The organism is Sinomonas sp. P10A9 (assembly GCF_041022165.1).
Taxonomy (GTDB): domain Bacteria; phylum Actinomycetota; class Actinomycetes; order Actinomycetales; family Micrococcaceae; genus Sinomonas; species Sinomonas puerhi.
On record NZ_CP163302.1, the window covers coordinates 970,310 to 984,174 of the forward strand.

The following is a 13,865-nucleotide window of genomic DNA, read 5'->3' on the forward strand; positions in this document are numbered from 1 at the left end:
TCGCGCGGTCCCGATCCGCGGGTCTCCCGGCAGGCCGGGTCAGGCCAGCTCGACGTCGATGATCCGGTGCACGCTCAGGACCCGCTCGGTCTCGCGCTCCGGGTCGAAGACGCGTACGCGGCCCGCTGAGATCGAAACGGGCCGTAGCTCCTCGACGCTCGAGTTGCCGAGCGCGTCGACGATATTCAAGCGTACCGCCCGCTTGAGGCGGATGGCCTTCTGAAGCGTCTCGATGCCCATCGCCGGTGCGGCCTCGTCACCGTTCGGCCCGACCGGGGACTGGGTGCGGAGCACGGCCAGCTGCGCCTCGATGGCGTCGTGGTCCGGGACCGTTGGCCGTGGGGTAGGCACAGGCAGCAGGCCCGTCCCGCCGCGGCGGCGGAGACGGACCACGGGATCGAGGGATGCATCGACGGCGGGGGAGTGGCCGAGCTCCCGGAGCACATTCGCAACCTCCTGGGGCGAGGCATTGCTCACGAGGACGGTCGGGGCGATCTGCGTGAGTCCGAGATGTCGAGTGGCCGGATCGGCGAGGATCCCGGCGAGGCCGGCGTCGTCGTCGCTCGCAATGAAGCTGCCCGCACGGCCCACTCGGATGCGGCCGTGCCGCGCGGCGGTGTCGTCGATGAGGTACCTGAGCGGCTGCGGCACCGGGGTCGAGGAGTGCTCCGCGAGGAAGGCATGGATCGAGGCTGCGTCCTCGCCCGCATCCAGCGCGCGGCGCAGGCTTGCATCAGAGAAACGGTAGATCGTGGCGGGGCCGCGGCCCTCCGGGTCGGCGAGGAGGGCCAGCCTGCGGGCCAGGACGGGATCGAGGTAGCCCGGGGCCACTGCTGTGAGGTCAGCCTGGAGGAGGACCTTCTCGACGCCGGCAGGCAGCAAGTCGGCGAGGCATGCCTGGGCGGCGGCATAGTCCTCGCGCAGCACGGCGGTGCCCACATCCGTCAGCGCGCCGGACCCCGTGAAGCCCAGCATCGCCGCCTCGGCCAGGACCGTCTCGAGCAGGCCGCGCAGACGCCGGCCGAGCCGTGGCTGGAGCCAGTCGATGCGAGCCCGGATGGAATCGGCGTCGACGACCACGCTGCGGCCGTCCGGCCTCGCGGCCCCTTCCGACAGCTGGTTTGCGACCTCGAGGATCCTGCGGCGAACGAGGGGCGCATCGGAGCGCTGGCCCTCGCCGGATAGCGGAGCAAGCTGGTCGCTCCCCTCCGCGGACATCGCGAGGGAGGGGACGCGCGGCGTGTCCAGCCACGCGGTCGCGAGGATGAGCCACTGCTCAGGCCGCGAGATGGCCAGCCAGGACTCGGCTCCCGTGGCGCGCCACGTCGACGTGTCCGGGTCGAGCGTGAGGATGCCGGCCTCGGCCGCGAGCTCGAGTGCGAACACCGTCGGATCGGCGTCGGTCCGCAGGGCCGCTGCGAGCCGGCGGACCTCGCGGGCCCCGACGCCCCCTGCCCGCAGGGTTTCGAGCGGATGCTCGGACACCTGGACGGCGAGGGAGCTCACGGTCCGCAGCACGTCGCCGATCGCCCCGAGGGCGGCGTTGCGGCGGAGGGCGGGGCGCGTCGTCGTGAGCACGGGGGAGGGCGGCATCATCGTCAGGTCCGGCACGATGCGGCCGCCGCGCAGGGTCAGGCCTGCTGGTCTGGCGAGCTCCACGTGCTCATCGTCGAGCGGGACAAGGATGCCGTGGGTCAGGAGCCAGTCGACCGGATTGTCCGTGCGGTGCCCCGGCCTGATGCGGGCCGCAGCGTGCGGGACCGCACCGACTGGCCAATTGGCGAACTTCGCCAGGACCTCTGCCGTGCGGGGCGGCGCTCCGTCGAGCGACTCGGGGAGGGCCGCCCAGCGTTCGAGCGCGTACGCCGCCGCAATGTGATGCTCGACGTGCTGCTGCGTGTCCGGCTGCAGCGCCGTGATGGCGTTGACGATCCGCGCCGCATGCTCGGCGAAGATCGGCGAGGCCAGGGCGAGCTCCGTGTACGACCGGCCGAGGCCCGCGGGGTAGCTGCCGAGGACCTCCCGGACCCGGGCGACCGGCTGGTAGTAGCGGCGGCGGCTCCCGGATGCGGAATGGATCGTGTCCGGCGGATCCGCCCGGTAAACGAGGGCCAGCTGGGACAGGTTCGCGAGGATGGCCTCGAGGGTTCCGAGGGTCGCGTTCCCCACCGCATGCCGCAGCTCGACGGCGCTCCCGCTCTTGCCCTCGTCCTCGTTGGTGGTGAGGACCAGCGCGTCGAGGACCTGGAGCTCAGGCTTGGTGAGGCCCTCGAGCGCGCGCTGGAGGCTCACCCGCGCGCAGGCCCGCGCGGCGAGCGCGGCAAAGTCGGGCACCCCTGGTGTGATGAGGTCGGGGCGAGCCACAAACAGCCGACGGAGCGAGTCGTTGCCCCTCGAGGACAGCTCCTCGGCGAGCGCGCGGATCGACGACACTACCGGCGCCTCCGGTCCATCGCCGAGGCAACGATTGCGAGGCCCATGAGCACGAACGCCACCGGCAGCCCGTAGAGGGCCACGACGCCCACCCACGCCGGCGGGGTGCCACCGGCGGCCGCGAGGCCCAGCGTCACGGCCCACGCAGCGAGTGACACCACCGCGATGACCACGCCGGCCGCCAGGACGCCGCGCCGCCAGCCGGGAGTGGCGCCGCCGCGCGCGCGATCGTCACCGGCCGATGGGTGGAGGAGTCCCCGATGGGGCACAGAAGGCGCCATGGCACCAACCTAACAGCGTGCAGGGCGCGGTGCTGGCACCGGCTGCGACTTTGACGGCCGGAGCCGTCACGCAGCGGGAGCCAGTAACCTAGAGGCAGTACAGCATCCCGCTCGTGACTGCGTGCGGCACCAGCGGATTCCTTCGAGTCCTCATAGATGGGGGTTGTGTCAGTGCCCACTGGCAAGGTCAAGTTCTTCGACAAGGCGAAGGGCTTCGGGTTCATCGCCGGCGACGACGGGCAGGAGGTCTTCCTGCCAGGCTCGGCCGTGCCGGCCGAGGCAGAGATCAAGACAGGGTCCAGGCTCGAATACGGCATCGCCGACGGTCGCCGCGGTCCGCAGGCTCTTTCGGTTCGCGTGCTCGAGAAGCTCCCCTCCGTGGCCAAGGCCAAGCGGATGCCCGCCCGCGAGCTTGCGCCCATCGTCCAGGACCTCGTGAGCGTCCTCGACAACCTCTCCGGGCAGCTCTCCAAGGGCAGCTACCCGGAGAAGGGCCACACCATCGCGGCCGCACTGCGCCGCGTGGCCGACGAGCTCGATGCGTAGCCATGACTGACGCCGCTCCCGCCGCCGCTGCTCCCGAAGCCGAGACCGCTCGCCCCGCCGCCAAGCGGAAGGCAGGCGTGCCGATCTGGCGCGTCGGCAAGCCGGACTCGATCCTCGCGGCGGCCGTGGACACCGCCCGCGACGCCCTCGCGGCCATTGCCCGGCCCGAGGACATCGGGAGCCACATCGCGGCGAAGAGCGAGGGGGAGCGGGTTGTCACCCACCTCTTCGAGTGCCGACTGCGCGGGTACCGCGGCTGGCAGTGGTTCGTCACGGTGGCTCGGGTCGCGCGCTCCAAGGTGGCAACGGTGAACGAGATCGGCCTCGTGCCGTCCGAGGGCTCGCTCCTCGCCCCCGAGTGGCTGCCGTGGTCCGAGCGCATACGCCCGGAAGAGCGCGACGCCGCGGCGCACGGGGATGACGCCGCGCCTGAGGATTCCGAGCAGGATGCTGCCGAGACGCACGACGACGGCGCTGCCGCCACCTCTCACGACGACGGCTCGCAAGGCCCCGACGAGCACGACGACTGAGCGGGAAGCGCCCCACCGCCAGTACGCGGAGCAGAACGTGCGGATCAGAACGCGCGGATCAGAGTGACACGGGCCCCCACCTGGAAAGGTGGGGGCCCGTGTCATGCGTCGGCTGCTTCAGGCAGCTGAGCGGGCCTAGCCCTTGAGCTGGCCCACGACCCAGTCGATGGCCTGAGTGAGCTTAGTGACGTCGTCCGGCTCGATCGCGACGAACGTCGCGATGCGCAGCTGGTTGCGGCCGAGCTTGCGGTAGGGCTCGGTGTCCACGATTCCGTTGGCGCGGAGGATCTTGGCGACCTGTGCGGCATCGATGGACTCGTCGAAGTCGACCGTCGCGATGACGTTCGAGCGCTCTTCCGGCTTCTCGACGAACGGCGTGGCGAACGAAGACGCCTCGGCCCACGAGTAGATGCGGCCGGCGGAATCCGCGGTGCGGGCGGTGGCCCAGTCGAGGCCGCCGTTGGCGTTGAGCCACTCGACCTGGTTGTTCAGGCCCACGAGCGTGGTGAGGCTCGGCGTGTTGTACGTCTGGTTGAGCTTCGAGTTGTCGATCGCGGTCTTGAGGTCGAGGAAGTCCGGGATCCAGCGGCCCGACGCCTTGATCTCTTCGGCGCGATCGAGCGCGGCGGGAGAGAACAGCGCGAGCCACAGCCCGCCGTCGGACGCGAAGTTCTTCTGGGGCGCGAAGTAGTAGACGTCGCTCTCCGTGACGTCCACGGGGAGGCCTCCCGCTGCGCTCGTCGCGTCGATGACCACGAGCGAGCCTTCATCTGCGCCCTCGACGCGCTGCACGGGGGCCGCGACGCCGGTGGACGTCTCGTTCTGGGGCCACGCGTAGACGTCGACGCCGGCCTCCGCCCTCGGGGCGGGCCGGGTACCGGGCTCTGAGACGATGATCGAGGAGGCCTCGAGGAAGGGCGCCTTGTCCGTCGCCTTGGCGAACTTCGAGCCGAACTCGCCGAAGGAGAGGTGCTGGGCCTTGGAACGGACGAGGCCGAACGAGGCGATGTCCCAGAACGCCGTCGACCCTCCGACGCCGAGGATCACCTCGTAGTCCTCGGGGGCCTTGAAGAAGGACTTGAGCCCCTCGCGGACGCTGCCGACCAGATTCTTGACGGGCGCCTGGCGGTGGGACGTGCCGAGGAGCGCTGCACCGGCCGCGGCGATCGCGTCGACCTGCTCCTTGCGGACCTTGGACGGTCCGGCGCCGAAGCGGCCGTCCGCCGGGAGGAGCTCGGCGGGGATCTTAAGCTGGCTGGTTTCGCTCACGGGGGCGCCTCCTTGGGGGATCCGGGTTGGGGGTGGGGGCCCATGTCCATCCACCCCGGATCAAGTGTGCCGCACCGTCAGGGGACCGTGCGAATTCGTGGCGCCGCCCTGTTCGGGCTAAATCTGAGCAGATCAAAATAAGATAGACTCCGAAGCAAGCGGCCAACCCCGCCGCACGACTCGCCGCCAGGAGCTCGCAACCCGCATGTCCGACCTCATCGATACCACCGAGATGTACCTGCGCACCATCCTCGAGCTTGAGGAGGAGGGGATCACGCCCCTGCGTGCGCGCATCGCTGAGCGGCTTCGGCACTCGGGCCCCACCGTCTCCCAGACCGTGGCCCGCATGGAGCGGGACGGTCTCGTGGTGGTGTCCGGGGACAGGCATCTCGAGCTCACGGACATGGGCCGCAAACGGGCCGTCGAGGTCATGCGGAAGCACCGTCTGGCTGAGCGTCTGCTCTCCGACATCATTGGCCTGGATTGGTCCTACGTCCACGACGAGGCGTGCCGGTGGGAGCACGTCATGAGCGAGCGGGTGGAGCGCCGACTGTACGAGCTGCTCGGGAGGCCCACGGAGTCGCCCTACGGCAATCCGATCCCGGGCCTGGAGGAACTCGGCGGCGAGGCCTCGGAGGGCTTCAGCGACGGCGTGGTGACCCTCGTCGAGGCCATGGGTGACTATGCGCCCGGCCAGCGCGTTGTTGTCTGCCGCCTCGCGGAGCCGATCCAGGTGGACCCCGAGCTCCTGGCACAGCTGGACGAGGGCGGCATCCGCCCCGGCGCAAAGGTCTCTCTCGAGCGTGTGGGCGACTACATCTCGGTGCGTGTGCCCAGCGTGGACGGTGCCCTCGAGCTGCCGGCCGAGGTTGCTGCGCACGTCTTCGTCGCCGTCAGCTGAGCCGCCGCCCTCTGTTCTGCGGGTTGTCCTGCGGGCTGAACGCACACGGTCTCACACAAAGCAACAAAAACTCTACCCGATGGATAAACCCGGGCGACGACTCGTCTTGTGAGCTGAGTCTCACTAAAGATCACGGAAATATTACGGACAGGGAAGCGCCGTGAGCCGTGAGGGAGTCCGCTGGACCGTCCGCCCCGGTGGGTGGCGCTGAGCGCACGACGGCGCCGCTCGCCTTGTGTTCTCGCGCCACGGGCGTCTCTCCGGATCCTCTTGTGGAGTCTCTCGTCCACGCTTGAGAACGCCGTTCCCTCTTTGTAACGGTCGATTTTTTGGCCGTGATCCGAATGTGACTTTTCGTCCGAGGTCGGGTAGGGTCGTCACTGTTCCAGCTCCTACCAAGTTGGAACATCCGGGAAGATCGCCGAGCTCTGCCACTTCCTGGAGCCGTTCGCACATATCCGTCTGGCAGAGGCGGGGGAACCACTTCTGGTCCTCTTCGGAGGGCCTTGGGGTTAAGCAGCCTGGTCCGCCAGGAGGCCGGATACTTTCCATCCGAACCCGACAGCTCACCTCGTAGGCATTGGGAGAGGCTATTTCTGTGTCGACTCGTACGTTGACTGCGCGCCACCGCGCGCCTGTGGCTCGCACGCGTCCCTTTGAGGCCGTTGCGAATGCCATGTCCGACAACGCAGGCACGATCGGTCGCCAGGCGGCCGTCATCGCAGCGGCGTCGGGTCTGATCATCAGCGCTGGGCTTCCCGCCCAGGCAGCGGAAGCCCATCGCGATGCTTCCGCACTCTCCGACGTGGCCAGCGCTTCCGCGCCAAGCGTCGTCGCGTCCAATGAAGCCCAGATCTCGTTCGAGCGCCCCGCGGTCGAGTCGGTCGCAGCCCCGGTCGTCCAGACCACGGCTGCTGCTGCCTCCCAGACCGCACTGACCGCACAGTCGTCCGCGCCCCGCGCGGCCGCCACTGTGAACGCTGCCGGTTCGACCCTTGCAGCCATTGCCTACACGGGCATCGGTCATCCCTACGTCTGGGGTGGCACCACCCCCGCCGGCTGGGACTGCTCTGGCTTCACCCAGTGGGTCTACGCACAGGCTGGCATCAGCATCCCCCGCGTGCAGGCCTGGTCCATCATGACCCCGACTTCCACCCCGCAGCCCGGGGACCTGGTGGTCCAGAACGGCGGTGCCCACGTGGGCATCTACGTCGGCAACGGAATGATGATCAGCGCCCTCAACCCCTCGCAGGGCACGCTGCTCCATGCCGTTGCTGCCACCGGTACGTCGGTCTTCTACACGCTGGGCCACTGAGAACTATCCGCTACTCGGGCGGCGCGGTCCTCTCCTGACTGCGTCGTCCTCTGAAGGCCGACCCCCTGCGGCTTGATGGACACGAAAGAGAGAAATTCCCTATGACCACTCGTGCAGGCATTGCCCGCCACCGCGCGGACAACACCTCCTCGCTGGCCGTCATCGCGAAGGCGGTGACCGACAACGCCGGCGGCGTCGGCCGTCAGGCTGCCGTCATCGCTGCGGCCGGTGGCCTCGTCCTCACCGGCGGCATGGCCGCCAACGCGTCGACTGTCTCCACTCAGCGCGAGGCTTCGGCCCCGGCATCGCTCGACGTCGAGAGCGCCGTCCAGGCTCCGATCTCGGCCGAGGCCACCGCGAGCGTGAGCTTCGAGCGTCCCGCGGTCGAGTCCGTCGCGGCTCCCGTCGTCGAGGCTCCGGCCCCCGTTGCCGCTCCGGCGGCGCAGACGGCAACCACCATCGTCAAGGCCGCCTCGACCACCCCGGCAACGACGCAGGTTCCGGCCTCGTCCTCCGGCATGGGCGCGGCGATCGCCGCTGCGGCCTACGCCCAGCTCGGCGTGGCGCAGGACTGCACGATGCTTGTGACCAACTCCCTGGCCGCCGTCGGCATCCACTACCACGGCTGGCCGGCAGGCTACCTGTCCCTCGGCCGCACGGTGAGCGCCGCCGAGGCGCAGCCGGGCGACCTCGCCTACTACGCCAACGGCGGCATGGGTATGGCCCACATCGCGGTCTACGTGGGCAACGGTATGGCCGTCCACGGTGGCTGGAACGGCGGCACCACGGCGCTCTTCAGCGTCAACGTCGGTTCCGGTCCGGTGTTCATCCGCGTCGGCGGCTGATCACCCCCCGGCTTCCGGGGCAGCGAACGGCCTCCGGATCCTGTCAAGGACGCCCCCTCCCGCACGGGAGGGGGCGTCCTTTTCACCCCGCGGGTGAGCGCATGCCGCAGCCTGCTTTCGCCCCGCGGCGGGGGCCCTCCCAGGTAACCGGACGGTTAACGTTCCCGGACACCTCGGCTCGCCGTGGCCGGCAGTTCGTTGAATCACAGCACGGTTCAGTACTCTTGGAGAGTCGATCAGCCCGGCTAAGCACAGGGCAGCCGGCCCTGTGCCCCTGACCGGGTGCGGCCGTGAGGAATGCGCATGCGCACACTCGTTCTCAATGCTGGATATGAACCGCTCGCGGTGGTCACCTTCCGCCGCGCGCTCGTGCTCGTGCTCGCCGGAAAGGCGAGCGTGGTCGCGGAAGACGGCGAACCAGTCGTCGGACCGCGCGATGTGCTCGGGCGGCCGTCGGTGATTCTCCTCCATCGCTACATCAGGCCCCGGCGGACCTATGTCACCGCTGTCAGCAGACGCGGGGTGCTGCGCCGGGACGCGCATGCCTGCGGCTACTGCGGCAAGCCGGCACACACGGTGGACCACGTACTGCCACGCTCCCGCGGCGGTGCAGACTCGTGGGAGAACCTCGTGGCCTGCTGCCTCCGGTGCAACAACGTCAAGGGAGACCACACCCCGTCGGAAATGGGCTGGAAGCTGCGCTTCACGCCTGCCGAACCCGTCGGCGTCGTATGGCAGATCAAGGAACTGGAGAAGCCCGCAGCACAGTGGAGCGCCTTCCTCGTGCCGGAGACGGCGGCCTGATCTTCGGCTTCGACGCCATCGTCCTCGCAGGAGGGCGCGCGTCCAGACTCGGCGGGCACCCCAAGCCGCAGCTCACCTACCGGGGCGCGACGTTGCTCGACCATGCCCTCGACGCGGTCGACGGCGCGCGCCTCACCGTCGTCGTCGGTCCCGGACCGGGAGAGCCGGGCGGTCCCGACGTGCCGGTCGAGGGTCGGGCAACGCCGGTAATCCCCGGGGCGGTGCCGCGCCCCTCGCGCCACGTGCTGTACACGCGCGAGGTACCCCTTTACGCCGGGCCGCTCGCGGCGCTGGGCGCGGGTGTGGCAGCGCTCGGGTCTCCTTCGGGGCAGGATGCGGTGCACGATGTGGGGCAGTCCTCCGGCCACGATGCGGAGGTAGCGCCGGACTGGATCGTCGTCGTTGCGGCAGACCTGCCGCGCGCCCCCGACGCCGTCGCAGCACTCCTCGGGCGCGCACGAGACGCGGCGACGCCGGATCCCGTGAGGCCCGAACGATCCCTCGGCGGCGTGGTCGGCGAGGACGGCGAGGGCCGCATCCAACCGCTTCTGGCGGTGTACCGACGGGAAGCGCTGACGGCCGCCCTGAGTCAGCTTTCGACGGACGGCGGCCTCGCCGACCGTCCGATGAGGCACCTCATTGCTAGGCTGGACTTGCTGCCCCTGAAGCTGCCCCCGGGGGTGTCCGACGACGTCGACACCTGGGATGCGGCGCGGCGCTGGGGCATCGAACGGCCGGGCACCGAACGAGTGCCGGGTGCAGCGCCACGGCAGGAGGAAGCCCCATGAGTGAGCCGTCGAGGGACGAGCCCAACGACGCGCCCGATAAGGACGCGGTGCTGCGGGCGTGGTGCGCAGAACTCTCCGAGGTCCTCGGACTGGGCGGACTCGATATCGATATCGACGCCGTGCTCGGCCTGGCCGGCGTCGCAGCGCATTCGGTAGTGCGCCCGGCGGCGCCCCTGACCACGTTCCTTGCGGCCTACGCGGCGGGCCTCGCGGCCGGAAGCGGCCAGACTGAGCCGGGCGCCGCGATGGAATCGTCGATCGCTGCAGCGCTCACGGCCGCGAAGGCCCGCGGGACGGCCGGTACCGAGGGATGACCTCCGGCCCTCATGCGGCCGGCGACGAGCACGCGCTCCATCTCACGTGGGCACAGGCGCGGGAGGCCGCGGCTGCGGCGGCCCGGGCGCTGCCCCCCGCCGAGGTCCCTCTCGCCCGCGCCGCCGGGCGGTCCCTCGCAGAACCGCTGACAGCCCTGCGCGACATGCCGCACTACACGTCCTCGGCGATGGACGGCTGGGCTGTGTGCGGCACGGGACCCTGGATCCTCGCCGACCCGGGCGAGCCCCTCACCGCGCACCAGGCCGTGCCGATCGTCACGGGGGGCGCGCTCCCGCCCGGTGCGCGGTCGGTCCTGCGCCGCGAGCATGGCGAGGTCCTGCCCGATGAGGATGGACTCCCGCACCTGCGCGTTTCGCCCTCGGCCCCGCCCGGTTCGCCCGGCGGCGGCGCGGACCTCCGGCTTGCGGGCGAGGAGGCCCACGGGGGCGACGTCCTCCTCAAGGCCGGTTCCCTGCTGGGCCCGGCCCAGCTCGCGCTCGCCGCCCTCGCCGGGTACGACGCCGTGAACGTCACCGGGCGACCCCTCGTGAGGATCGTCCGCACGGGCGGTGAAGTGGTCGAGAGCGGACTCCCAGGCCCTGGCCTCGTGCGGGACGTCTTCAGCTATCTCATCCCCCCGCTCGTCGAGGCGTACGGCGGGATCCTTGTGGGCCACCGGAAAATCGGCGACGCCGCCGCCGAGTGGGCTGCGGCGCTCTCGGATGAGGACGCCGCGGCTGATCACGCCACGGCTGAGGGTGCCTCGCGTGCCGGGGCCGCGCACGACGGCGCCGGGTCGCCGGCCGCACCCGCGGGCCCAGCGGACGTCGTGATCACCACGGGCGGCACAGGCCGCGGCGGGTCGGACCACTTCCGCGACATCGTGGCACAGATGGGCGGGCGGCTCATCGTGGATGGCGTGGCAATGCGCCCCGGCCACCCCACCGTGCTGGCGGAGCTGCCGGACGGCCGGTTCTTCGTCGGGCTCCCGGGGAATCCCCTCGCGGCCGTCGTCGGACTCGTGACGGTAGGCGAGCCTCTCCTCGCGGCGCTGTCCGGACGGGAGCCGCTCGCCGCCGTCGAGCTTCCTGCGGGCGAGGTGTTCGAGCCCGAGCTCCGGCGCACGCGGATCCTGCCGTTCCGGCGCATGTACGGCTTGGCGTCGCCCGCGGCCGGCAGCGGGTCCGGCATGCTGCGGGGGCTCGCGCGCGCGGACGGGTTCATGGTTGTGCCGCCGCACGGGCTCGAGCTCGGCGCTCCCGTGGCGTGCATCCCGCTCCCGTGGGGGCGTCCGCTCGGCGAGGGTGCGCCGTCGTCCTCCGCGAAGGCGAAGGCCGCGCCGACCGAAAAGGCCAAGCCGAAGCGGCGGACCGTCGGTTCCCAGGACCCCGTGGACTGGAGCGCCCTCGACGCGTGATACGCCCCGCGGTGCGGGCCGCCGTCGAAAATGGTATCGGAGTCGATATCGGCCTCGATTATGGGCAGTATGGACCCATGAGCAACGAGTCGCGCATTGTGGACATCAACGAGGATTCCCTGCACGTCGGCCATCCCGAGACCTCGGCGGCGGGCCTGACGGCCGTCGCCGTCGCGCTCCAGCGCGGCCTCGAGCAGGCCGGCCCGGTGCGCACAGTGCGCTCCCTGGCCCGGATCAACCAGCGCGGCGGATTCGACTGCCCCGGCTGCGCGTGGCCAGAGTCCAACGGGCACCGCAAGGCAGCAGAGTTCTGCGAGAACGGTGCGAAGGCCGTGGCCGAGGAGGCCACCGTCTCCGCCGTGACGCCCGAGTGGTGGGAGTCCCACCCCATCGAGACCCTGCGCAACAAGACCGACTACTGGCTGTCCAAGCACGGCCGCATCACCGAGCCCGTGGTCCTGCGCCCCGGCGACGACCGCTACCGCCGCATCTCCTGGACGGACGCGTTCGACCTCGTCGCTGAGCACATCAACGCGACCACGCCGGACCGCTGCGTCTTCTACACGTCCGGCCGCACCGCGAACGAGACAGCGTTCATGTACCAGCTGTTCGCCCGCAGCCTCGGGACCAACAACCTCCCGGACTGCTCCAACATGTGCCACGAGTCCTCCGGATCGGCGCTCAACCCGACGATCGGGATCGGGAAGGGGACGGTGACCCTCGAGGACATCCACGAGGCCGAGCTCATCCTCGTCGTCGGCCAGAACCCCGGGACCAACCACCCCCGCATGCTCTCGGCGCTCAAGGAGTGCCGCGACCGCGGCGGGAAGGTCGTGGCCGTCAACCCGCTTCCCGAGGCCGGCCTCCTGCACTTCAAGGACCCGCAGACCGTCTCGGGGTACGTGGGCGAGGGCGCGACCATCGCGGACGAGTTCCTGCAGATCAAGGTGGGCGGGGACCTCGCGCTGTTCCAGGCGCTCGGTCACCTCCTCCTCGAGGAGGAGCGGCGCGTGCCGGGCAGCATCGTGGACCGTGCGTTCGTCGACGCCCGGACCGATGGCTTCGCGGCCTACGAGGCCGCCCGCGCCGAGATCGACTGGGACGAGACTGAGCGCGCCACGGGCCTGTCGAGGCTCGAGATCGCCACGGTCGCGAACCTCCTCGCCAAGTCCAAGGCCACGGTGGTCTGCTGGGCGCTGGGCCTGACCCAGCAGCCGCACTCGGTGGACACGATCCGCGAGATCGTCAACGTCCTCCTGCTCCAAGGCAACTTCGGCAAGCCGGGCGCGGGTGCCTGCCCCGTGCGCGGGCACTCCAATGTCCAGGGCGACAGGACCATGGGCATCTGGGAGAAGCCCAAGGAATGGCTGCTCGCCGCCCTGGACAGTGAGTTCGGCATCGCGACGCCCCGCGAGCACGGCCATGACTCCACCGAGACGCTTGAGGCCTTCGAGAAGGACGAGGTGGATGTGTTCGTCTCCCTCGGCGGCAACTTCGCGCAGGCCAACTCGGACACCGAGGCGCTCGAGGCAGGCATGCAGCGCGCCGGTCTCACGGTGCACATCTCCACCAAGCCGAACCGCTCCCACGTGGTCCACGGGAAGACGTCCCTCATCCTGCCCACGCTCGGGCGCACCGATCGGGACGACAAGCACCCCAAGGGCCGCCAGTTCCTCTCCGTCGAGGACTCGATGTCCATGGTGCACGCGACCCAGGGACGGCTCGAGCCCATCTCGGAGCACCTCCTCTCCGAACCCGTGATCGTGGCGCGCCTCGCGGCGGCCACCCTGGGGGAGGACCACGCGGTGGACTGGCGCGCGATGGCCGAGGACTACGACGTGATCCGCGACCACATCGCCCGGGTCCTGCCCGGCTTCGAGGACTTCAACCGCCGCGTCCGCGACAAGAACGGCTTCCAGCTGCCCAACCCGCCGCGCGATTCCCGGACCTTCGCCACGGATGCCGGTCGGGCGCACTTCACGGTCAGCCCGCTCGAGTACCTCGAGGCCCCCGCTGGGCACCTCATCCTCCAGACCATCCGGAGCCACGACCAGTACAACACGACGTTCTATGGGCAGGACGACCGCTACCGGGGCATCAAGGACGGCCGCCGCGTGATCCTGATCCACCCCGAGGACCTCGCGGCGCTCGGCCTCGCTGACCGAGAGCTCGTAGACGTGGTGAGCGTCTTCAACGGCGAAGAGCGCCGCGCGGACCGTTTCCGCCTCGTCTCGTACCCGACCGCGAAGGGCTGTGCGGCCGCCTACTTCCCCGAAGCGAACGCGCTCGTGCACCGGGAGAACGTTGCCCGCGAGTCCAACACCCCGGGCTTCAAGGCGATCACGGTGCGCTTCGAGCGGCACACGCCCGGAGACAGCACGGCGCATGCGGGACAATTGAGCTGAGGCATGCGCCTCAGGG

13 protein-coding genes and 1 riboswitch are annotated in these 13,865 nt (G+C 70.4%); of the genes, 10 read left to right on the forward strand and 3 right to left on the reverse strand.

Annotated features, from left to right (window positions below; genetic code table 11):
- Positions 1–39 precede the first annotated feature (39 nt).
- Positions 40–2,433, reverse strand: a complete 2,394-nt coding sequence (locus tag AB5L97_RS04435; RefSeq protein WP_369046616.1) for a helicase-associated domain-containing protein — start codon at positions 2,431–2,433, stop codon at positions 40–42.
- The gene (locus AB5L97_RS04440) at positions 2,433–2,714 is read right to left on the reverse strand and encodes a hypothetical protein (RefSeq protein WP_369046617.1); all 282 of its coding nucleotides are present in this window, start codon (positions 2,712–2,714) and stop codon (positions 2,433–2,435) included. Before AB5L97_RS04440 ends, AB5L97_RS04435 begins: the two co-directional genes overlap by 1 nt.
- 171 nt (positions 2,715–2,885) lie before the next feature.
- On the opposite strand from AB5L97_RS04440, the gene AB5L97_RS04445 reads away from it, so the two are divergent.
- A complete protein-coding gene (locus AB5L97_RS04445) occupies positions 2,886–3,260 on the forward strand; it encodes a cold-shock protein (protein WP_307957848.1) in 375 nt (124 codons plus the stop codon).
- A gap of 2 nt (positions 3,261–3,262) precedes the next feature.
- Complete coding sequence (locus AB5L97_RS04450) at positions 3,263–3,790, forward strand: DUF3027 domain-containing protein (protein ID WP_369046618.1); 528 nt, start codon at positions 3,263–3,265, stop codon at positions 3,788–3,790.
- A 135-nt stretch (positions 3,791–3,925) separates the two neighbouring features.
- On the opposite strand, the gene serC is transcribed toward AB5L97_RS04450, so the two are convergent.
- Positions 3,926–5,059, reverse strand: coding sequence for a phosphoserine transaminase (gene serC, locus AB5L97_RS04455; RefSeq protein WP_369046619.1), 1,134 nt, complete (start codon positions 5,057–5,059; stop codon positions 3,926–3,928).
- Positions 5,060–5,264: 205 nt separating this feature from the next.
- On the opposite strand from serC, the gene AB5L97_RS04460 reads away from it, so the two are divergent.
- The 8 genes from AB5L97_RS04460 (at position 5,265) to AB5L97_RS04495 (ending at position 13,849) form a co-directional block, all read left to right on the forward strand.
- A complete protein-coding gene (locus tag AB5L97_RS04460) occupies positions 5,265–5,960 on the forward strand; it encodes a metal-dependent transcriptional regulator (RefSeq protein WP_369046620.1) in 696 nt (231 codons plus the stop codon).
- 432 nt (positions 5,961–6,392) lie between these two features.
- Positions 6,393–6,554: riboswitch (cyclic di-AMP (ydaO/yuaA leader) on the forward strand.
- An 82-nt stretch (positions 6,555–6,636) separates the two neighbouring features.
- Positions 6,637–7,275: a C40 family peptidase gene (locus tag AB5L97_RS04465; protein ID WP_307957763.1), complete on the forward strand. Its 639-nt coding sequence runs from the start codon at positions 6,637–6,639 to the stop codon at positions 7,273–7,275.
- A 101-nt stretch (positions 7,276–7,376) separates the two neighbouring features.
- The gene (locus AB5L97_RS04470; RefSeq protein WP_307957764.1) at positions 7,377–8,120 is read left to right on the forward strand and encodes an NlpC/P60 family protein; all 744 of its coding nucleotides are present in this window, start codon (positions 7,377–7,379) and stop codon (positions 8,118–8,120) included.
- 303 nt (positions 8,121–8,423) lie between these two features.
- The gene (locus AB5L97_RS04475) at positions 8,424–8,924 is read left to right on the forward strand and encodes an HNH endonuclease (protein WP_307957765.1); all 501 of its coding nucleotides are present in this window, start codon (positions 8,424–8,426) and stop codon (positions 8,922–8,924) included.
- Entirely contained in the window at positions 8,888–9,712 is an 825-nt protein-coding gene (gene mobA, locus AB5L97_RS04480) for a molybdenum cofactor guanylyltransferase (protein ID WP_369046621.1), read from the forward strand. The genes AB5L97_RS04475 and mobA overlap by 37 nt, the downstream gene beginning before the upstream one ends.
- Complete coding sequence (locus tag AB5L97_RS04485; RefSeq protein WP_307957767.1) at positions 9,709–10,026, forward strand: DUF6457 domain-containing protein; 318 nt, start codon at positions 9,709–9,711, stop codon at positions 10,024–10,026. The genes mobA and AB5L97_RS04485 overlap by 4 nt, the downstream gene beginning before the upstream one ends.
- Positions 10,023–11,444 (forward strand): molybdopterin molybdotransferase MoeA, encoded by a 1,422-nt coding sequence (locus AB5L97_RS04490; protein ID WP_369046622.1) that lies wholly within the window; start codon positions 10,023–10,025, stop codon positions 11,442–11,444. Before AB5L97_RS04485 ends, AB5L97_RS04490 begins: the two co-directional genes overlap by 4 nt.
- A 77-nt stretch (positions 11,445–11,521) precedes the next feature.
- Positions 11,522–13,849, forward strand: coding sequence for an FdhF/YdeP family oxidoreductase (locus tag AB5L97_RS04495; RefSeq protein ID WP_369046623.1), 2,328 nt, complete (start codon positions 11,522–11,524; stop codon positions 13,847–13,849).
- Positions 13,850–13,865 lie beyond the last annotated feature (16 nt).

Excerpts from the sequence above, each read along its gene's own strand:
- AB5L97_RS04440 (WP_369046617.1), bottom strand. The coding sequence starts at position 2,714 with ATGGCGCCTTCTGTGCCCCATCGGGGACTCCTCCACCCATCGGCCGGT.
- AB5L97_RS04450 (WP_369046618.1), top strand. The coding sequence starts at position 3,263 with ATGACTGACGCCGCTCCCGCCGCCGCTGCTCCCGAAGCCGAGACCGCT.
- AB5L97_RS04460 (WP_369046620.1), top strand. The coding sequence starts at position 5,265 with ATGTCCGACCTCATCGATACCACCGAGATGTACCTGCGCACCATCCTC.
- AB5L97_RS04465 (WP_307957763.1), top strand. The coding sequence starts at position 6,637 with ATGTCCGACAACGCAGGCACGATCGGTCGCCAGGCGGCCGTCATCGCA.
- AB5L97_RS04470 (WP_307957764.1), top strand. The coding sequence starts at position 7,377 with ATGACCACTCGTGCAGGCATTGCCCGCCACCGCGCGGACAACACCTCC.
- AB5L97_RS04475 (WP_307957765.1), top strand. The coding sequence starts at position 8,424 with ATGCGCACACTCGTTCTCAATGCTGGATATGAACCGCTCGCGGTGGTC.
- AB5L97_RS04485 (WP_307957767.1), top strand. The coding sequence starts at position 9,709 with ATGAGTGAGCCGTCGAGGGACGAGCCCAACGACGCGCCCGATAAGGAC.
- AB5L97_RS04490 (WP_369046622.1), top strand. The coding sequence starts at position 10,023 with ATGACCTCCGGCCCTCATGCGGCCGGCGACGAGCACGCGCTCCATCTC.
- AB5L97_RS04495 (WP_369046623.1), top strand. The coding sequence starts at position 11,522 with ATGAGCAACGAGTCGCGCATTGTGGACATCAACGAGGATTCCCTGCAC.